This is a genomic window from Bradyrhizobium sp. USDA 4369 (assembly GCF_054056435.1).
Map to the genome: position 1 here is coordinate 8,080,896 of NZ_JBSRYH010000001.1, position 19,748 is coordinate 8,100,643.

The following is a 19,748-nucleotide window of genomic DNA, read 5'->3' on the forward strand; positions in this document are numbered from 1 at the left end:
CTCTAGCAGATCGATGTCTAGAACGGCAGCCCGACATAGTTCTCCGCGAGCGACCGCTGCGCGGCCTCGGACGAGAACAGATAGGCGAACTCGGTGTCCTGCAGCTTGTCCTCATAAGGCAGGCGATCGGGGAAGCGATGCAGCAGGGTCGTCATCCACCAGGAGAAGCGCTGCGCCTTCCAGATCCGCGCCAAGGCGCGCTGCGAATAGCCATCGATACCGCGGTCGTCGCCCTTTTTGTAGTGATCGACCAGCGCGTGGTAGAGATAATAGATGTCGGACGCGGCCGAGTTCAGCCCGCGCGCGCCGGTCGGCGGCACGATGTGGGCGGCATCGCCGGCGAGGAACATCCGGCCGTAGCGCATCGGCTCGGCGACGAAGCTGCGCAGCGGCGCGATGCTCTTCTCGATCGACGGCCCGGTGATCAGCTTGGCCGCGATCTCCGCCGGCAGGCGCTGCTTCAGCTCCTCCCAGAACGCGTCGTCGCTCCAATCCTCGACCTTGTCGGTGAGCGGCACCTGGATGTAGTAGCGGCTCAGCACCTGCGAGCGCAGCGAGCACAAAGCGAAGCCGCGCTCGTGCTTGGCGTAGATCAGTTCCGGCGACACCGGCTTGGTGCGGGAGAGCACGCCGAGCCAGCCGAACGGATAGACTCGCTCATATTCCTTGATCTTGTCCTGCGGGATCGACTTGCGGCTGACACCGTGAAAGCCGTCGGCGCCGATGATGTAGTCGCAGTCGACGCGGATCAGCTCGTCGCCACTGCGGTAGGTCACGTAAGGCGCGTCGGAGGCGATGTCGTGCGGGGTCACGTCGTGGGCATTGTGCACGACCTTGCCGCCGAGCCTGTCGCGCGCCTCATAGAGATCCCGGGTCAGTTCGGTCTGGCCGTAGACCATCACCGAATTGCCGCCGGAATGTTTGTGCAGGTCGACGCGATCGAGCACGCCGTCATGGGCGATGTAGAAACCGTGATGGATCTCGCCCTCGCGGTCCATGCGCTCGCCGCACTGCGCTTCGCGCATCAGCTTGGCGAAACCGTGCTCGAGCACGCCGGCGCGGATGCGTGACAGCACGTAGTCGCGGCTGGACTTTTCGAGGATGATCGTATCGATCCCCTGCAGATGCAGGAGCTGCGACAGCATCAGGCCCGAAGGGCCGCCGCCGATGATACAGACTTGGACTTTCATGAGGCATCTCTCCCGGATTCGCGAAGGGCCGATTTTTGGGTTTGCTTGTCAGTCGCGGAATTTAGCAAGGATTGCGCTCGCCCACTTGGATGGACGCAGGATTCTCTTGCACTTTTCCGGCATCGCGCCGGAACGGCACAGTGGTATCCAGACCCAGCCGGATCAGCCGGCCGCCCCGGCCTCGGTCGAAACGCCCATCGCGCGGCGGTAGTCGCGCGGACTGGCCCCCGTATGGCGCTTGAAGAAGCGGCAGAAATAGGCCGGATCCTTGAAGCCGAGCTCGAACGCCAGCTTGGACACTGGCGCTGCAATATAAGTGAGCCGGCGGCAGGCCTCGCGGGCGAGCCGCGCATGCACGATGTCGAGCGCGGACTGGCCGGTCTCGGCCCGCGTCAGACGGTTCAGCCGCTCCGGCGTCATGCCGAGCTCGTCGGCATAGCGCGCCACCGACCAGTGGTCGCGGTGGTGCGCCTCGACCAGCACGATGAACCGGGTGAACAGCGCCGCATGCCCGCTGCCGCGCCGCGCGCCCTGCGACTGCCGTGCGCTCTGCTGCGCCAGCCGCCACACGATCGAGCGCCCGAGCCAATGCGGCACCGGCGAGGCTGCGGAATCCGCGGCAGCGAACTCATCGGCGAGGTCGACGAACAGCGCGCCGATGCGGACCGTCGCGACGGCCTTGGGATCGAGATGCAGGATTTGCGGCGTTGCAAACAAGTCGCGCAACGCCTCGCCCGTCGCCGGCACATCGCCCTCGACCACAGCGCGCGGATTGAACGTGAGGACGAAGCCGTCGGTCTCGCGCGAGAAACGGAAGGCGTGGACCACGCCGGGCGGGATGATCACCGCGACCGGGCCGGTGCAACGCTCGCGGCTTTCGTCCAAGGCGATCTCGGCGGGTCCGGAGCCGACCCAGAGGATCTGGTGCAGACCCTGATGGGTGTGGGCCTCAATCTCCCAGCGATAGAGCCGGCTGCGCACCTGGATCGGCTCGATGTGCAGCATGTCCGGCTGCGCGGCGGAGGCCTCGCCATACAGCGCAAAGGCAGGGATCGACGGCTTGGTGCGAAAGCGCGGCATGAGCGAGAGCTACACCGGAATGTCGGAAAAGTACAAGTCTTGACCGGGGTTCGTGTCTCGCGCCGCGCCGGTGGCCCGGATAGGTTCGTGACAAGAACAACAACGACCACACTCAATGGAGAGGAGGCCCCGAGATGTTCACGTTCGACCCGTATTCGGCTGCGGTCGATGCCGACCCGTTCCCGTTCTACAAGATCTTGCGCGACGCGCATCCCTGCTTTTGGAGCCAGCAAGCGCAGATGTGGATCCTGTCGCGCTACGCCGATGTCGCGGCGGCCGGCACCAACTGGCAGACCTATTCCTCGGCCAAGGGCAACCTGATGACCGAGCTGCCGAACCGCGCCGGCGCGACGCTCGGCACGACCGACCCGCCGCGCCATGACCGGCTGCGTGGCCTGGTTCAGCACGCTTTCATGAAGCGCAATCTGGAAAGTCTGTCCGGCCCGATCCGCGACATCGCACGCACCGCCGCCGAAGCGCTGCGCGGCCAGGAGCGCTTCGACTTCATCGAGGCGTTCTCCTCGAAATTCACCGTGCGCGTGCTGTTCGCCGCGCTTGGCCTGCCGCTCGGCGATGAGCAGACGGTGCGCGACAAGGCAGTGCTGATGGTGCAGAGCGATCCCGTGAGCCGCGCCAAGGGACCGCAGCACATCGCCGCCTATAATTGGATGCAGGACTATGCGGCGTGCGTCATCGCCGAGCGCCGCGCGCGGCCGCAGAACGACCTGATCTCGCATTTCAGCATGGCCGAGATCGATGGCGACAGGCTCGACGAGCGCGAGGTGCTGCTGACGACGACGACCTTGATCATGGCCGGCATCGAGTCGCTCGGCGGCTTCATGAGCATGCTCGCCTACAATCTCGCCGATCACCCCGACGCGCGCCGGGCCGTGGTAGCCAATCCCGATCTCCTGGCCGACGCGGTGGAAGAGTCGCTGCGCTTCAACACCTCGGCCCAGCGCTTCCGCCGCTGCCTGCAGAAGGACGTCACCCTGCATGGCCAGACCATGCGCGAAGGCGACTTCGTCTGCCTCGCTTACGGCTCCGCCAATCGAGACGAACGGCAGTTTCCCAATCCCGATGTCTACGACATCACGCGCAAGCCGCGCGGCCATCTCGGCTTCGGCGGCGGCGTGCATGCCTGCCTGGGATCTGCGATCGCGCGCATGGCGATCAGAATAGCCTTTGACGAACTGCACAAGGTCGTGCCGGACTATCGCCGGACCCAGGAGCAACTGCCCTGGATGCCGTCATCGACCTTCCGCAGCCCGCTCTATCTCGAACTGACGGTGCATTAGTTGATCGCAAGGAATCGATGACAGGCACAAGCTCGCGCCGCGCTGACAGCGTGCTCCCTCGCCCCGCTTGCGGGGAGAGGGTCGGGGTGAGGGGCTGCCGCCGCAAAGCTGGCTCGCGGAGAGTCCCCCTCACCCGGATGGCATCTCCGATACAATCCGGCCTCTCCCCGCGAGCGGGGAGAGGCGAGAATAGATCGACAAGCAGGCGCTCAAACCAGCGCGCCGAGATCCGCGGCGTTGAAGCCCTTGAGGTCCGTCTTGTCGCCGGACTTGATCTTGGCGACCCAGCCGGCATCGCTGATCAGCGCGCGGCCGACGGCGATGAGGTCGAACTCGTCCTTGGCCATCCGCTCCAGGAGTGCGTCGAGATCGGCCGTCGTCGACGGCTTGCCGGCAAACGCCGAGAAGAAGTCCCCGGACAGGCCGACAGAGCCGACGCTGATGGTGGCCGCGCCCGTGATCTTCTTCGCCCAGCCGGCGAAGTTCAGCCCCTTCTCGCCGTCGATCTCAGGGAATTCCGGCTCCCAGAAGCGGCGCTGCGAGCAGTGCAGGATGTCGACGCCGGCATCGACCAGCGGCTGCAGCCAGTCGCCCATCAGCGCCGGCGTCTCGGTGAGACGCGCGGCGTAGTCCTGCTGCTTCCACTGGCTGACGCGCAGGATGATCGGGAAGTCCGGGCCGACCGCCTTGCGGATGGCGGCGACGATCTCGCCGGCAAAGCGCGAGCGCTCCTTGATGGACGCGCCGCCATAGCGGTCCTCGCGCTTGTTGGTGCCGGACCAGAAGAACTGGTCGATCAGGTAGCCGTGCGCGCCATGGATCTCGACGGTGTCGAAGCCGGTGCGCTTGGCGTCGGCCGCGGCCTGCGCGAACGCCGCGACGGTGTCGGCGATGTCGTTCTCGGTCATCACCTTGCCGCGCGGCTTGTCCGGCGCGACCAGGCCCGACGGGCTCTCCACCGGCGCATCCGGCTCCCAGCGGCTCATGCCCTTGGTCGAGCCGGTGTGCCAGATCTGCGGCGCGATGCGGCCACCCGCGGCGTGCACGGCGCTCGCCACGCTCTGCCAGCCGGCCAGCGCGGCATCACCGTGGAAGAAGGGAATGTTGGGCTCGTTCTTGGAGGCCGGGCGGTTGACCACCGTGCCCTCGGTCAGGATCAGCCCCACGCCGCCTTCAGCGCGGCGGCGGTAATAGGCGACGTTGGCCTCGCCGGGAATGCCATTCGGCGCCGCGTTGCGCGTCATCGGCGCCATGACGATACGGTTCTTCAGCTCCAGCGTCTTCAGGCGGAAGGGACGAAACAGCACGCTGGTATCGAGATCGGACATTCAGAAGGCTCCATTGCGTTCGGAACCGCTCCAGTATACTTCGTAAACCTGAAGTCAATCAGGCACCTGAAGTCGCTCAGGTATATCCGAGGAAACCACTGCCGTGACGGCCGCGCCGAATGCAGAAACCACCCCGCCGCGCTGCAAGCCGCAGCATTTCTCGTCGGAATGCCCGAGCCGGGTGCTGATCGACCAGATCGCCGACAAATGGTCGATGATGGTGCTGGCCGTGCTCGATTCCGGCCCGCTGCGCTTCAACGCCATCAAGAAGCAGCTCGAAGGCGTCACCCAGAAGGCGCTGACGCAGTGCCTGCGCCGTCTCGAGCGCAACGGCCTCGTCTCGCGCGAGGTGATCGCGGATTCGCCCGTGGCGGTCCAATACGAGATCACGCCGCTCGGCCGCACCCTGCAGCCGCCGTTCCGCGCGCTCTACGCCTGGACCATCGCCAAGATGCCCGAGGTCGAGCAGGCCCGGCAGGCTTTCGACCAGCGCTGGGGCCGCTGATATCGGCACACAGCGCCCGCCGGGCGCTCCCGCTGCTGTTGAAGAACCAATGGCACCGGAGCTGCACCCAGCTTGTCGACGCCAGCAGCCTACTGATCCGCACGCAGCGGGCGGATGGCCTGATTATTGGCATCCGATCCTTGCACATCCTCACCAATCGCGAACGAATCGAGGTCGTGCCCGACGACCAACGGGCCGCGATACGTCGTTCTCGTCCGCGCGATCAGCGTGTCCTCAGGAACGTCTTGCAGTGGCTTCAACGTCGCGAAGACGATGTGCGAGTAGACCGCAAGCTTCGTGCCTGCGATCGAGAAGATCTTGCCCGCCTCTTCAGGAGAGGAGTGGTGCGCTTCGATCTCGCGATAGGACGGATAGCTCTTCGACAGCTCCGGCTCGATCACGGCAACCTCGTGAACGAGCAGATCGGCGCCTTTCGCCGCATTAGCGATCCGCTCGTCGTATCTGGTGTCCCCAGAGAGCACGACCTTCTTCCCGTCATACTCGATCACATAGCCGAAGGATGGTTTGATCTTCTCACCGTGATTGACCTCGATCGCCGTCACCTTGACGCCGTTCTTGTCATAGACAGGTCCGGGCTCGATATCCTTGGCAGCGAAGGCGACTCCCTCTGGAGGAAGATGCTCGTCGTCCTCGCGAATCCGAATGTCATCCGCGAAAGCCTTGGTCAGGTTCTCCGTCATGGCCACCGTCCCCTTGGGACCAAAGACGATCATGGGAGATTTGCGCGACGCCCAGGGCGTTCCAATCCAGCCGCTCAGCCACATGTCCGGCAGTCCGACGAGGTGATCGGAGTGCAGATGGGTGATGAAATGCGCGGTGATGGAGCCGAGAGCGACGCGCTTCTGAAACAGCCTGATCGTCGAGCCGCGGCCGAAGTCGAACAGCAGCTTTTCGGCACCGGCCTCGATCAACGTCGATGCGCTGAAGCTATTCACGCGCGGCGTTGGCGTTCCCGTACCGAGCAACGTGACCTTCATCGTATCGGCACTCGCCGTCTGTCCGGATGCGAGCATGGCGACCGCCATGAGCGTCAACACGGTTCTCATTCTGTCTCTTCCCTTTTCTTGTGAGTCTTCTTGGCCGGGCCAAGATCTCTACTGAAAGGCCACCTCGGCGAAGCTGCGCAGCTTGCGCGAATGCAGCCGCTCCGACTCCTGCTGCTTCAAGAGCTCGAGCGCCTTCAGGCCGATCTGGAGGTGCTGCCCGACGCGCTGCCGGTAGAAGTCGCTCGCCATGCCCGCGAGCTTGATCTCGCCATGCAGCGGCTTGTCGGAGACGCAGAGCAAGGTGCCGTAGGGCACGCGGAAGCGATAGCCGTTGGCGGCGATGGTGGCCGATTCCATGTCGAGCGCGATCGCGCGCGACTGCGACAGCCGCCGGATCACGGCGGGACCGGAGATCTCCCAGTTGCGATTGTCGACGCTGGCCACCGTGCCGGTGCGCATCACCCGCTTGAGCTCGAAGCCGGAATAGCCGGTGACCGTCTTTACCGCCTCCTCGAGTGCGACCTGCACCTCGGCCAGCGCCGGGATCGGCACCCAGGGCGGCAGCTCCTGATCGAGTACGTGATCCTCGCGGACATAGCCGTGCGCCAGCACGTAGTCGCCGAGCCGCTGCGTGTTGCGCAGGCCTGCGCAATGGCCCACCATCAGCCAGGCATGCGGCCGCAGCACCGCGATGTGGTCGGTGACGTTGCGGGCATTCGACGGACCGGTGCCGATATTGATCAGCGTGATGCCCTGGTGCCCGGGCTCGATGAGATGAAGCGCCGGCATCTGCGGCGTGCGCACCGGCGGAGAGCCAGTAGTGCCGCCGCCGAGGCGCGCGTTGCGGGTGATGACGTTGCCCGGCTCGACGAAGGCCTCGGGCCCGGCCTGCCCCGATGCGAGCTGCTGGCGGCCCCAATCCGCGAAGGCGTCGACATAGAACTGATAGTTCGTGAAGATCACGAAGTTCTGGAAGTGGTCGGGATCGGTGCCCGTATAGTGATAGAGCCGGCGCAGCGAGTAGTCGACACGCGCGGCACGAAACAGCGACAGCGGCTCCGGCATGCCCGGCTTCAGCTCGAGCGTGCCGTCGGCAATCGTGTCGTCCATCGTCGAAAGATCCGGCGCATCGAATACGTCGCGCAGGGAGCGCGTCACCAGCGGACTCTCGTGATGCGGCAGCGCCGTCTCGATGTTGATGTCGCGGCGATAGGCGAAATGCACCGGGATCGGCTCGGCGGACTCGCCGATCTCGACGGGGACGCCATGGTTCTCGATCAGCAGGCGGATCTGCTCGGTCAGATACGAGCGGAACAGGTCCGGACGCGTGATGCTGGTCTCGTGCACGCCGGGCCCGGCGACGAAGCCATAGGCGAGCCGCGAGTCGAGCCGGGCATGGCTCGCAGTGGTCAGCCGCACGAACGGATAGGTCGCCCGGATCCGCGTCGCCGGCACGACGCCGTTGGCATAGGCCTCGAAATGGCCGCGCAGATATGCCGTGTTGCGCTCATAGATCTCTTCGAGGCGGGCCACCGCGGCGGCGGCGTCGGTGAAGGCTTCGGTTGCCACAGGTGGCGGGGCTTGCACGGTCAATGGCGATCCTTTGCTGTCTGGCCCGATCTGCATGACACCGGCAGATCCGGGATGCTCGATGCGGCGCGGCACGATCATAGAAACTGCACCTCGCTTTGCCCAGGGGATGCGTCACGCGACGCTGAATACGGACGGGGCATCGATCCCTTGGATACGCTGCATCGCGAAGAGACATACTGCAAGCGGAGATCATGCCTAAACGTTTCAATTGCCCGCGTTGGCCGTTCCGCTTAAGACGGTTTCAATATCGGCCGGCACAGGTCGAAGCCCAGAGGTGAGGAGCGGTTGCGTCGCATGTCGCAAGCAAACGGTTTTGGATTGGCCGGCGTCATCGGGATGCCCGTCGCGCACTCCCGCTCCCCCACCATTCACAATTTCTGGCTGAACGCGCATGGCCTGCGCGGCGCCTATGTGCCGCTGGCGGTGCAGCCGGAACGGCTCAAGGATGCGCTCGCAGGCCTGGTTGCCCTCGGCTTTCGCGGCTGCAACGTCACCATGCCGCACAAGCAGACGGCGATGCCGCTGCTCGATCGCGTCAACGAGACCGCACGCCGCATCGGCGCCGTGAACACCATCGTCGTCGAGGCCGACGGCACGCTGAGCGGCTTCAACAATGACGGCAATGGTTTTGTCCAGAGCCTTCGCGACGCCAAGCCGGGCTGGCGCGCCGACGAAGGCCCGATCCTGCTGCTTGGCGCCGGCGGCGCCGCGCGCGCGGTGGTCGTTGCGTTGCTGGAGAACGGCGCCCGCGACATCCGCATCGCCAACCGCACCGCCGAGAAGGCGCATGCCATCGCGGCCGAGTTCGGACCGGCGATCAGCACGTTGCCGTGGGACGACCGCTCGCGCGCGGTCGCCGATGTCGCCCTGCTGATCAACAGCACCGATCGCGGCATGATCGGCAAGCCGGCGCTCGAGATCGACCTCGCACAACTCTCCGCACGGACGCTGGTCGCGGACCTGATCTACACGCCGCTCGAGACACCATTCCTGGCGGATGCGCGTAAGCGCGGCTGCACGACGGTCAATGGGCTCGGCCTGCTGCTCAACCAGGCGCGTCTCGCTTTCCAGGCCTGGTTCGGCGTGCTGCCCGACGTGACGCCCGAGCTGATCAAGGCCATTCAAGCGACGTTCTGACCCCTGATTAGGCATGGCTTTGCATGGTACTTCCGACAGGGCCCAGGATCGATTGCCACCTCCACGTCATCGATCCCGCGCGGTTTCCCTACGCGGCGGACACGCCCTATCGTCCGGGCGGGCAGGAGATCGCGCCCGCTGCGCATCTGATCCGCGTTCTCGACGTCTTCGACGTCCGGCACGCGCTCGTCGTCGCGACCAATTCCGGCTACGGGTCCGATAGCCGCATTCTGCTCGATACGCTCGCGCGCGCGAATGGCAGGTTCAAGGGCGTCGCGGTCGTCGAGAAGGACGTCGACATCAACGATCTCGCGCGGTTGAAGGCCGCGGGTGTCATTGGCATCGCGTTCAACACCCCCTTTCACGGCACCGACTATTACACCGACGCCGCGCCACTCCTCGACAAGCTCGTCGAGCTCGACCTGTTCCTGCAGATCCAGGTCGAGCATGACCAATTGCTCGATCTGCTGCCGCTGATCGAAAGATCGAAGGTCCGCCTGGTGATCGATCATTGCGGCCGGCCCACTATCGAACGCGGGCTGCAGGCACCGTCCTTCCAGGCCCTGCTTGCGCTGGGCCGCAATCGCGACGCCTATGTGAAGCTGTCCGGTCCCTACAAATTCGCCCGGCAGCCCTACCCTCATGCGGATACGTGGCCGTTCATCGCCGCGCTGGTCGAGGCCTTCACGCTCGATCGCTGCGTCTGGGGCTCGGACTGGCCTTTCCTGCGCGCGCCCGAACGCCTCGACTACGGGCCGCTGCTGGCCCTCATCGCAGAGATTTTTCCAGACCCGAACGATCAGCACCGGCTGCTGTGGCGAACCCCGTCACGACTGCTGGGCTTTGCAGAGACGTCGATGAGTTCATCAGCATAAGCAAAAAACAATCGGGAGGACGTCATGAGGCATTTGGGGCGACTGAGCAGTGTGGCGATCGCGGCGTCACTGTGGACGGGGCTGGCCCAGGCGGAGAACACGGTCTACATCCCCGACGTTGTCGAACTGTCCGGCCCCGGTGCCGTATCGGGCACGAACTGGCGCGATGGCGTCGCGCTCGCGGTCGACGAGATCAACGCTGCCGGCGGCATTCTCGGCCGCAGAATCGCAACCGAGCACCTCGATACCCAGAGCAATCCCGGCGTCTCCCGCGCCCAGGTCCAGAAGGTGCTCGACCGAGAGCCCTATGTGGTGCTGGGCCCGATCTATTCCGGCTCGGTCAAGGTCAACATGGCGCTGACCCAGCAGGCCGAGGTGCCGCAGATCGTCGGTGCTGAGGCCGCCGATATCACCACGCAGGGCAATCCCTGGATCTTTCGTACCGCCTTCGGCCAGCAGTTCAGCATGCCGAAGATCGCCAACTATCTGCATGACCAGTTGAAGGTGACATCGGTCGCGGTGGTCTGGGTCAACAATGATTTCGGCAAGGGCGGGCGCGACAGCTTCGTCAAGGAGATGAAGACGCGCGGGATCGAAGTGGTGTCCGATATCTCCACGGAGCAGGGCCAGGTCGATTTTGGCTCCGACGTGATCAAGCTGAAGAACGTGAAGGCGGACGCGATCTTCGTCTATACCAATGAAGAGGAGAGCGCGCGCTTCCTGATCGAAGCAAAACGTCAGGGATTGTCGGTGCCGCTGTTCGGCGAGACGACGCTGCTCAGCCAGAAGGTCGTCGAGCTCGCGGGCCAGGCGGCCAACGGCGTGCGCGGCCATGTCGGCCTGAGCGCCGATGCGCCTGTCCCTGCCATCCAGGCCTTTGCGAAGAAGTTCAACGACCGCTACCGCTACTGGCCCGACCATAACGGCATCAAGGGCTATACCGCGGTCTATCTCGTCAAATACGTGACCGAGATGATCGGCAAGTTCGATGGCCACGCCTTCGGCGCCACCATGAAGGGCCTGACGCTGACCCCGGACAAGGCGCCGGGCATGCTGATGGAGGCGAGCTGGGACCAGAACGGCGACATCGACCGCGAAAGCTTCCTGGCCGAGATCGTCGACGGCAAGCAGAAGATCGTAGCGACGCTGCCGAAGCTGAAGCCGGCCAAGGCGCCGTAGGCGATCGCGGGATCGACGTCTGAGAGCGCCCTCCCCGCGCCGCACGCAACGCGCGCGAGGAGGGAATGTGTCAGCCCTTGGCGAGCTGCTCGTCGAGGTCGTGCAGCACCTGGTAGCAGGGCAGCACCTGGGCCACCGAAGCGTTGGGCTCGCGACCCTCTTTGATCGCGGCGAAGAACTCGCGGTCCTGCAGCTCGATGCCGTTCATGGAGACATCGACCTTGGAGACATCGATCTTCTCCTCCTTGCCGTTCACCAGATCGTCGTAGCGGGCGATGTAGGTCCCGGTATCGCCGATGTAGCGAAAGAAGGTGCCGAGCGGGCCGTCATTGTTGAACGACAGCGACAGGGTGCAGATCGCGCCATTGGCGGCCTTGAGCTGGATCGACATGTCCATGGCAATGCCCAGCGTCGGGTGGATCGGTCCCTGGATCGCGTTGGCCTTCACGATCGGCGAGCCCGCCTGATAGGCGAACAGGTCGACGGTATGGGCGGCGTGGTGCCACAACAGATGATCGGTCCAGCTGCGCGGCTGGCCCAGCGCATTCATGTTGGTGCGGCGGAAGAAGTAGGTCTGCACATCCATCTGCTGGATGTGGAACTCGCCGGCCTTGATCTTCTTGTGCACGAACTGATGGCTGGGATTGAAGCGGCGGGTGTGGCCGCACATCGCGACCAAGCCAGTCTCCTTCTGCAGCTCAACGACCTGCTGCGCGTCCTTCAGCGAATCCGCGAGCGGGATCTCGACCTGAACATGCTTGCCGGCCTTGAGGCAGTCGACCGCCTGCGCCGCATGCATCTGCGTCGGCGTGCAGAGGATCACAGCGTCGACCTCCGACAGCTTGAGGCTGTCGGCGAGCTCGGTCGAGACGTGCTTGATGCCGTATTTGTCGGCGACTTCCTTGGTCTGGTCAAAGCGGCGGCCGACCAGCGACACTACCTCGACGCCGTCGATGTTCTTGATGCCGTCGAGATGCTTGATGCCGAAGGCGCCGGCGCCGGCAAGCGCGACCTTGATGGTCTTGCCCATATCAGTTGTTCTCCAGGATCAGATGGCCGACCGCAGTGTTGCTGGCCGGCACATGGTAGAAGCGGTGACGCACGGTCGGCGCGTTGCCCTTCTTGGTCTCGTTGACGTCGCTCATGGCGCCGCGTGCGATCAGCCACATCACGAGCTCGATGCCCTCGCTGCCGGCCTCGCGCACGTAATCGATATGCGGCACCTTGGAGAGCCCTTCGGGATCGTTGATGAGCTTATCCAGGAACATGTTGTCCCATTCGCGATTGATCAGGCCGGCGCGCGGGCCCTGCAGCTGGTGGCTCATGCCGCCGGTGCCCCAGATCTGCACGTTGAGCGGCTCGTCATAGCTCTCGATCGCTTTGCGGATCGCCTTGCCCAGCATGAAGCAGCGGCGGCCCGACGGCACCGGATATTGCACGACGTTGACGGCGAACGGGATCACCGGGCACGGCCAGGCATCGACCTCGCCGAAGATCAGGCTGAGCGGCACGGTGAGGCCGTGATCGACATCCATCTTGTTGACGATGGTGAGATCGAAATCGTCCTGGATCACCGACTGCGCGATATGCGCGGCGAGCCTGGGGTGGCCAATCACCTTCGGCACGGGACGCGGGCCCCAGCCTTCGTCGGCCGGCTGATATTCGGCGGCGGTGCCGATCGCAAAGGTCGGGATCATCTCCAGGCTGAAGGCGGTCGCGTGGTCGTTGAAGACCAGGAACACGACGTCGGGCTTCTGCTCCTTCTCCCACTGCTTGGCGAAGTCGTAGCCGGCGAACACCGGCTTCCAATAGTCCTCGCCGGTCTTGCCGAGGTCGAGGGCTGCGCCGATCGCCGGAACGTGCGAGGTGAAAACGCTTGCGGAGATATGGGCCATTTACTTCTTCTCCCCGGTGTAGCGGTTGCCCTCGGGGGAGCGGCCGCCCTTGATCATCATCTCGCGATATTGGTCTTCGGTCATGCCGGTCATGCTGCCGGCCATCTGCTGAAAGCTCTTGCCGTCGGTCGCACCGATCTTGGCGAGGAAGTAGATGTTGCCGCCAAGCGCAATGCAGCGGTTCAGATCACGGTCGAGCACCGCCTGCTTCTGCTCCTCGCTCATCGGCCATTCGTCGAGATAGGCACGCTCATTGGCCTTGAAGCGGGCGCGGTTCTCCGCCTTCATCAACGACATGCAGAACTGATTGAGGTGATAGCCCATCCGCGACATGTCCGCGTCGAAGATGGTCGTGCCGGGAACGTCGGTATAGGGTTTGTCGAGCGACATCGCTTCCCTCCTCTTAGGATTCGTCGGGCCAGTACAGCCGCATCGGGTTGTCGACCAGGAGCTTGTGCTGCAGCTCCGCGGTGACGGCGATATGCGGAATGAAATCGACCAGCAGGCCGTCATCCGGCATGTGGTCCTTCAGGTTCGGATGCGGCCAGTCGGTGCCCCAAAGCACGCGATCCGGGAAGGTCTCGACGATGCGCTTCGCAAACGGCACCACGTCACGATAGGCGTTCTGCTCGCCATTCAGCGCCGGCGGTCCCTTGACCGAGAGACGCTCCGGGCAGCTCACCTTGGACCAGACGTTCTGGTGCTCGCGCATGAACTTTACGAACAGCTCGAACTCCGGACCGTCGACCGGCTTGGTCACATCGGGGCGACCCATGTGGTCGACGACCACGGAGGTCGGCAGCGAGGTGAAGAAGTCCCACAGTTCCGGCAGGTCGACCGCCTCGAAATAGATCACGACATGCCAGCCGAGCTTGCTGATGCGGTTGGCGATCTCGATCAGCTCGTCCTTGGGCGTAAAGTCGACCAGCCGCTTGACGAAGTTGAAGCGGACGCCGCGCACGCCGGCCTCGTGCATCGCCTGCAACTCGGCGTCGGTGACGCTGCGCTTGACGGTGGCGACACCGCGGGCCTTGCCGTTGGAATGCACGAGCGCATCGACCATCGCGCGATTGTCGGCGCCGTGGCAGGTCGCCTGCACCACGACATTACGGGCGAAGCCGAGATGGTCGCGCAACGCATACAGCTGCTGCTTCGAAGCATCGCAGGGGGTGTACTTCCGCTCGGGCGCATAGGGGAATTCGGCGCCCGGGCCGAACACGTGGCAATGCGCGTCGACACTGCCGGCCGGCACCTTGAAGCGCGGCTTCGACGGGCCGTCGTACCAGTCGAGCCATCCCGGGGTCTTCTGGAACTCCATGAGGTTCCCTACTCCTTGGACTTGATCTTGTTGAGAATGCGATCGGCCTCGGTGCGCCAGTCCGGGCTGCGCGCGAATTCTTTCGTGCCACGCGGACCGAACAGGCCGTCATCGGCGAGATCGGCGACCCAGGCCTGGCGCTCGGCGGTGCCTTGCGCCGACCACGGCCTCAGCCCGATGTCGCGCACGGTCTCGGCGACCTCCCTCACCTCCTCGGCGCGACGGCGGCCATGCTCGATCACGCGCTGGAAGAAATAGGCGCCCTGCTTCTCCCAGTCGATGCCGGGAAAGGTCTCCTGCAGCGAGGCGATCACCGCATCCTCGACGCCATAGGCGCGCGCGGTGGTGAAGCTCTCGATCACCATCGCCTCGAGGCCCTTGATCATGATGCTGCGGCACATCTTGGTCGCCGAGGCGACGCCGAGCTTGTCGCTGGCAGGCTTCGCCGCAAAGCCGAGCTCGTTGAGCAGCGGCGCCAGCTCGCGCGCGCCGGCGCCGCCGAGCAGGAGCGGCACCTTGATGCGATAGGGCGGCACCGAGGTCATCACGGCGCCCTCGACATAGCGCCCGCCTGCCCCATCGATCAGCGCCGCGGCGCGCTGCTTGGCGCCGGGCGAGGCCGAGTTGAAGTCGAGGAACCAGGCGCCCGGCTTGATGGTCGCAGCGCAGGCCTCGGCGACCGCGACGTCCTGGCTCGCGGTGACGGCGGACACGACGAAGTCGGCCTGCGCCGCCAGCTCGGCGTGCGAGGCTGCGAGCGCCACGCCGATGCTCTCGGCGTGGCCGCGCATCGCGTCGCCACGCGAATCCGCGAGCTTCACATCATAGGCCGAGACGCGCACGCCGTCCTTGCGCAGATCCTCGGCGAGGATCTTGCCGACCTCGCCATAGCCGATCAGCCCGACATGCCATCGGTTCGAAGGATTGGGGGTGGACGCCGCACTCATCGTGGATCAATCAATGTATTTGAGCCCGGCCTTCGCCAGCGGCTCGCGCATCTTGTACATGTCGAGACCGAGCACGCCGGACGCCAGCTTCTCGCGCTTGTCGGCCTCGTTGGCCTCGCGGGCGGCGGCCGCATCCGCCGCCTGGTGGGCGACCGCGGCCGGCACGACGACGATGCCGTCGACATCGGCGACGATCACGTCGCCCGGATTGACAGCCGCGCCGGCGCAGACGATCGGGATGTTCACCGAGCCGAGCGTCGCCTTGACCGTGCCGCGCGCCGAGATCGCACGCGAGAACACCGGGAACTGCATCTCGGTGAGATCGGCGACGTCACGCACGCCGCCGTCGATCACAAGGCCCTGAGCGCCGCGGGCGCGAAAACTGGTGGCGAGCAGGTCGCCGAAGAAGCCGTCGGTGTTCTCGACCGTGCAGGCCGCGACGACGACGTCGCCAGGCTGGATCTGCTCGGCCGCGACATGCAGCATCCAATTGTCGCCGGGCTGCAGCAGCACGGTGACCGCGGTGCCGCACATCTTCGCCATGGGATAGATCGGGCGCATGTAGCACTGCATCAGGCCGACGCGGCCCATCGCCTCGTGGATGGTGGCGACGCCGAACTTGGACAGCTTCTCCACCGCCACCTTGTCGGCGCGGGTGATCTTCGTCTTGACGATGCCGAGATTGTTCATGGGAATGCTCATCGCGATGGTCCTAAATCACTTGCCCTGGGCCTTCAACGCGGCGTCGAGCCGCGGGAACACACGCCGCGCGTTGCCTTCGTAGATCTGGTGGCGCTGCTCGGGAGTCAGCCTGGCGGCCTCGATGTAGCGCTTGGTGTCGTCGTAATAGAAGCCGGTCTCCGGATCGATGCCGCGGACGGCGCCGATCATCTCCGACGCGAACAGGATGTTGTCGACCGGGATCACGCCGGTCAGCAGATCGATGCCGGGCTGGTGATAGACGCAGGTGTCGAAGAAGATGTTGTTGAGCAGATGATCCTTCAACAGCGGCTTCTTCAGCTCCTGGGCGAGGCCGCGGAACCGGCCCCAATGATACGGCACCGCGCCGCCGCCATGCGGGATCAGGAACTTCAGGGTCGGGAAGTCCTTGAACAGGTCCGAGGTCAGGCACTGCATGAACGCCGTGGTGTCGGCATTGAGATAATGCGCGCCCGTGGTGTGGAAACAGGCGTTGCAGCTGGTCGAGACGTGGACCATCGCGGGGATGTCGAGCTCGACCATCTTCTCATAGATCGGATACCAGTGCCGGTCCGACAGCGGCGGCGAGGTCCAGTGACCGCCCGACGGATCCGGGTTCAGGTTGATGCCGACGAAGCCGTACTCCTTGACGCACTTCTCCAGCTCGGGAATGCAGGTCTTGGGGTCGACGCCGGGCGACTGCGGCAGCATCGCGGCGCCGATGAAATGGTCCGGGAACAGCTTGCTGACGCGGTAGCACAGCTCGTTGCAGATCGCGGCCCAGGTCGAGGACACCTGGAAGTCGCCGATGTGGTGCGCCATGAAGCTCGCGCGCGGCGAGAAGATGGTGAGGTCGCTGCCGCGCTCCTTCATCTTCTTGAGCTGGTTGGCCTCGATGCTCTCGCGCAGCTCGTCGTCGCTGATCTTGAGCTCGGAGGCCTTCGGCATCACGGAAGCGTCCTTGATGCCCGCGATCTGCCGGTTGCGCCATTCTTCCAGCGCCTTCGGAGCCGTCGTGTAATGGCCGTGCACGTCGATGATCACGTCAGTCTCTCCCTCAGATTGTCTCGCGAGCCAGCAGCGATCGGCTCAGCAACGATCCGCTCAATGCGCCGCCACGGGGGCGCCGACATCCTTGCCGCTGGCGCGGCCTCCCGGTCCCACGACCTGCTTTACCACAAGGGCGAGCGCCGCGATCAAGCCGGGAACTGCGATCACGGTGAAAATCTCGCTGAAGGTCAGATGCCGCGCGGTCAATTCGGCGACCAGGAAGGAGCCGGCAATACCGCCGAAACGGCCGATGCCCATCATCCAGGCGACGCCGGTGGCGCGGCCCTGGGTCGGATAGAAGGCGGCGGCCAGCGCCGGCAGCGACGACTGGGCGGTGTTCATGACGACGCCGGCGACGAACACGATCACCACCAGGAAGCCCATATTGCCGGCGGCCTGACCGATCAGGAAGATCGTTACCGCGGTCAGCGCATAGCCGACCGCGACGATGCGGTTGGCGTTGAAGCGGTCCATCAGGAAGCCGAAGAACACCGCGCCGACGCCGCCGAGCGGGAACAGCGCCGAAATCAAGGTCGCCGTCTGCGGGCTCAGCCCGACATCCTTGAACAGGATCGGCATCCAGTTGATCAGCGAATAGAAGATCACGAGCCCCATGAAATAGGTGATCCACAGCATCAGCGAGCCGATGCGCAGCACCGGCGACAGCACCATGCCGATGCCGGTCGCGTTGACGCGCCGCGTCGTCTCGGCATGCTCCGGCTCCAGCATCACGAACTGACCGACATCGTTCGCGGCCTGCGAGATCCGGCGCATGACCTTGCGGACACGCTCGACACCGGCGCCGCGCGACAGCAGGTAATGCACGGACTCGGGCAGGATCGCGATCAGCAGCACGGTCAGCACCAGCGGCGTGACGCCGCCGAGTACCAGCACGCTGCGCCAGCCCCATTGCGGGATCATCCAGGCCGCGAGGAAGCCGCCGCAGGCCGCGCCCAGCGGGAAGCCGCAGAACATCAGGTTGGTCATGGTGGCGCGCAGCCGGCCCGGACAATACTCGCTGAGCAGCGTCACGGCGTTCGGCATGGCCGCGCCGAGGCCGAGACCGGTGACGAAGCGCAGCACGGTGAGCTCCGTCAGATTGGTCGCGAAGGCCGAGACGAGACAGGCGACGCCGAAGACCAGGACCGAGCCGACCAGCACCAGCTTGCGGCCGAGCCGGTCCGCCACGGGGCCGGCGAGCAGCGCGCCGGCGGCAAGTCCGAACAACGCCGCACTCAGCACCGGCCCGAGCGCCGACTTCTCGATGCCCCACTCCTTCAACAGCGACGGCGCGATGAAGCCGATCGCCGCGGTGTCGAAGCCGTCGAGCAGCACGATGCTGAAGCCGAGGGCGAAGATCAGCCATTGGAAGGCGGAGAACGGGTGATCGTCGAGAAAGGCCTGGACGTCGACACGGCCGGTCGTTGGCATCGCTTCTGCTTCCCTGGGTGCTGTTTCTGGCTCGTCAACCGAGGTCTGCAGGCGCGCTCCTCGCGCAATCGGCCCTGCTGCTTCGGCGGCTTGACCGGCTATGTGACCGAGCGCGCCAGGGCACACCAGCGCCGGGGGGCTTCTATCAGCTATTCCATATCGGCATAAGATACCAAATGAGCCATGCTGATTTTAGAATGGGTCTGAACGCGCCGGACCGCGGATTGCGCGTGACGGCGGCGCCCCAGGTGCCACCCTCCCCTGGAGGGGGAGGGTGACACTGCCCAAGCCGAGCGAGTCAGCCTACCGCGGCAGCTTCCTGATCAGCGCGGTCGCCAGCTTGATCGTCTGCTGCGCCAGCGGGGTCGGCCGTTTGTGCGCCGAGGTGACGAAGCACAGCACGCTGGTCGGGGCGGGCTCGGTCAGGGGGCGGATGGCGAGTTCGCCGGCACGGCCCGAGGCAGCGACGCCGCTCGGCGTCAGCACGGCGTGGCCGTAGCCGGCGCAGACGAGGTCGATGATCGAGGGCACGCTCGACACCTCCCAGGCGATGTCGAGCTTGATCCCGGCGAGTGCGGCCTGGGTCTCCAGCAATCTGCGCATGGCATGCACGCGCTCGGGCATGATCAGGCTGTAGCGCGACAGTTCGGCCATCGGCAGCGGCGCGGTGATGCGGCGCTTGCCCTTGGGCGCATGGCTCACCAGCGCGAGCGGCTCCTGCAGCACCGGCGTGATCTCGATGCCGGCCTGGGCTTCCGGATTGTAGACCATGCCGACATCGATGCGTCCGGTGGTGACCCACTCCACCACATGCGTCGACAACCCCTCGACGACGGCCAGCCGCGCCGCCGGATACTCCTTCCGGAAGCGGTCGATCAGCGGCAACGTCAATTGCCGCGCGATGCTCGGCGGCAGGCCGATGGTGACGCGGCCGACCGGCGCATCGCGGCTGGCGCCGAGATCCTCGCGCGCATGCGCCACCAGCTGCAGCACGCCGACGCTGTGATCGAGCAGCCGCTTTCCCGCTTCGGTCAGTTCGACACCGCGGCCGTTGCGCGCGAACAGCTGCTGCTTCAGCTCCGATTCCAGCGCCCGCACCTGCCGCGACAGCGCCGGCTGCGCCACGTCGAGCACGCTCGCGGCCTTGCTGAACGAGCCGAGCTCGGCGACCTGCACGAAATATTCGAGCTGCTTGAGGTTCATGGGCAGGGGACCC

Annotated in this window: 19 protein-coding genes; 5 read left to right on the forward strand and 14 right to left on the reverse strand. The window is 65.2% G+C overall.

Annotation, left to right across the window (positions count from 1 at the left end; translation table 11 throughout):
* Nucleotides 1–17 precede the first annotated feature (17 nt).
* Nucleotides 18–1,190 (reverse strand): 4-hydroxybenzoate 3-monooxygenase, encoded by a 1,173-nt coding sequence (gene pobA, locus ACVIJ6_RS36610; protein WP_456776736.1) that lies wholly within the window; start codon nucleotides 1,188–1,190, stop codon nucleotides 18–20.
* Between the two features lie 162 nt (nucleotides 1,191–1,352).
* Nucleotides 1,353–2,270, reverse strand: coding sequence for a helix-turn-helix domain-containing protein (locus ACVIJ6_RS36615; RefSeq protein WP_456776737.1), 918 nt, complete (start codon nucleotides 2,268–2,270; stop codon nucleotides 1,353–1,355).
* Nucleotides 2,271–2,404: 134 nt separating this feature from the next.
* Here ACVIJ6_RS36615 and ACVIJ6_RS36620 point away from each other — a divergent pair, with 134 nt between their 5' ends.
* A complete protein-coding gene (locus ACVIJ6_RS36620; RefSeq protein WP_456776738.1) occupies nucleotides 2,405–3,568 on the forward strand; it encodes a cytochrome P450 in 1,164 nt (387 codons plus the stop codon).
* A 209-nt stretch (nucleotides 3,569–3,777) separates the two neighbouring features.
* On the opposite strand, the gene ACVIJ6_RS36625 is transcribed toward ACVIJ6_RS36620, so the two are convergent.
* A complete protein-coding gene (locus ACVIJ6_RS36625) occupies nucleotides 3,778–4,896 on the reverse strand; it encodes an NADH:flavin oxidoreductase (protein WP_456776739.1) in 1,119 nt (372 codons plus the stop codon).
* Between the two features lie 181 nt (nucleotides 4,897–5,077).
* Here ACVIJ6_RS36625 and ACVIJ6_RS36630 point away from each other — a divergent pair, with 181 nt between their 5' ends.
* A complete protein-coding gene (locus tag ACVIJ6_RS36630; protein ID WP_456777168.1) occupies nucleotides 5,078–5,401 on the forward strand; it encodes a winged helix-turn-helix transcriptional regulator in 324 nt (107 codons plus the stop codon).
* A gap of 89 nt (nucleotides 5,402–5,490) precedes the next feature.
* Here ACVIJ6_RS36630 and ACVIJ6_RS36635 read toward each other — a convergent pair whose 3' ends face one another.
* On the reverse strand, nucleotides 5,491–6,468 hold the full coding sequence (locus ACVIJ6_RS36635; protein WP_456776740.1) for an MBL fold metallo-hydrolase: 978 nt from the start codon (nucleotides 6,466–6,468) through the stop codon (nucleotides 5,491–5,493).
* Between the two features lie 48 nt (nucleotides 6,469–6,516).
* Entirely contained in the window at nucleotides 6,517–8,034 is a 1,518-nt protein-coding gene (locus ACVIJ6_RS36640; RefSeq protein ID WP_456777169.1) for an AMP nucleosidase, read from the reverse strand.
* A gap of 261 nt (nucleotides 8,035–8,295) precedes the next feature.
* Between ACVIJ6_RS36640 and ACVIJ6_RS36645 the strand changes: the two genes are divergently transcribed.
* Genes ACVIJ6_RS36645 through ACVIJ6_RS36655 form a run of 3 tightly spaced genes read left to right on the forward strand, consistent with a single transcriptional unit; the run spans nucleotide 8,296 to nucleotide 11,192 of the window.
* The gene (locus ACVIJ6_RS36645; protein ID WP_456776741.1) at nucleotides 8,296–9,138 is read left to right on the forward strand and encodes a shikimate dehydrogenase; all 843 of its coding nucleotides are present in this window, start codon (nucleotides 8,296–8,298) and stop codon (nucleotides 9,136–9,138) included.
* Nucleotides 9,139–9,161: 23 nt separating this feature from the next.
* The gene (locus ACVIJ6_RS36650) at nucleotides 9,162–10,013 is read left to right on the forward strand and encodes an amidohydrolase family protein (protein WP_456776742.1); all 852 of its coding nucleotides are present in this window, start codon (nucleotides 9,162–9,164) and stop codon (nucleotides 10,011–10,013) included.
* 24 nt (nucleotides 10,014–10,037) lie between these two features.
* A complete protein-coding gene (locus tag ACVIJ6_RS36655; protein WP_456776743.1) occupies nucleotides 10,038–11,192 on the forward strand; it encodes an ABC transporter substrate-binding protein in 1,155 nt (384 codons plus the stop codon).
* Nucleotides 11,193–11,262: 70 nt separating this feature from the next.
* On the opposite strand, the gene ACVIJ6_RS36660 is transcribed toward ACVIJ6_RS36655, so the two are convergent.
* The 9 genes from ACVIJ6_RS36660 to ACVIJ6_RS36700 all read right to left on the reverse strand — a co-directional run bounded on the left by ACVIJ6_RS36660 (nucleotide 11,263) and on the right by ACVIJ6_RS36700 (nucleotide 19,735).
* Entirely contained in the window at nucleotides 11,263–12,222 is a 960-nt protein-coding gene (locus ACVIJ6_RS36660) for a Gfo/Idh/MocA family oxidoreductase (RefSeq protein ID WP_456776744.1), read from the reverse strand.
* Nucleotide 12,223: 1 nt separating this feature from the next.
* Nucleotides 12,224–13,087: a class III extradiol dioxygenase subunit beta gene (locus ACVIJ6_RS36665; RefSeq protein ID WP_456776745.1), complete on the reverse strand. Its 864-nt coding sequence runs from the start codon at nucleotides 13,085–13,087 to the stop codon at nucleotides 12,224–12,226.
* Nucleotides 13,088–13,477 (reverse strand): protocatechuate 4,5-dioxygenase subunit alpha, encoded by a 390-nt coding sequence (ligA, locus tag ACVIJ6_RS36670; protein WP_009030426.1) that lies wholly within the window; start codon nucleotides 13,475–13,477, stop codon nucleotides 13,088–13,090.
* 13 nt (nucleotides 13,478–13,490) lie between these two features.
* Entirely contained in the window at nucleotides 13,491–14,405 is a 915-nt protein-coding gene (locus ACVIJ6_RS36675) for an amidohydrolase family protein (RefSeq protein WP_456776746.1), read from the reverse strand.
* Nucleotides 14,406–14,413: 8 nt separating this feature from the next.
* Nucleotides 14,414–15,352 (reverse strand): DUF1932 domain-containing protein, encoded by a 939-nt coding sequence (locus tag ACVIJ6_RS36680; RefSeq protein ID WP_456776747.1) that lies wholly within the window; start codon nucleotides 15,350–15,352, stop codon nucleotides 14,414–14,416.
* 6 nt (nucleotides 15,353–15,358) lie between these two features.
* Nucleotides 15,359–16,054 carry a 4-carboxy-4-hydroxy-2-oxoadipate aldolase/oxaloacetate decarboxylase gene (ligK, locus tag ACVIJ6_RS36685; protein WP_456776748.1) on the reverse strand — a complete coding sequence of 232 codons (696 nt, stop codon included), beginning with the start codon at nucleotides 16,052–16,054 and terminating at the stop codon, nucleotides 15,359–15,361.
* Nucleotides 16,055–16,069: 15 nt separating this feature from the next.
* On the reverse strand, nucleotides 16,070–17,095 hold the full coding sequence (locus ACVIJ6_RS36690; protein WP_456776749.1) for an amidohydrolase family protein: 1,026 nt from the start codon (nucleotides 17,093–17,095) through the stop codon (nucleotides 16,070–16,072).
* A 60-nt stretch (nucleotides 17,096–17,155) separates the two neighbouring features.
* Entirely contained in the window at nucleotides 17,156–18,532 is a 1,377-nt protein-coding gene (locus ACVIJ6_RS36695) for an MFS transporter (RefSeq protein WP_456776750.1), read from the reverse strand.
* A 303-nt stretch (nucleotides 18,533–18,835) separates the two neighbouring features.
* Complete coding sequence (locus ACVIJ6_RS36700) at nucleotides 18,836–19,735, reverse strand: LysR family transcriptional regulator (protein ID WP_456776751.1); 900 nt, start codon at nucleotides 19,733–19,735, stop codon at nucleotides 18,836–18,838.
* Nucleotides 19,736–19,748: the final 13 nt, after the last annotated feature.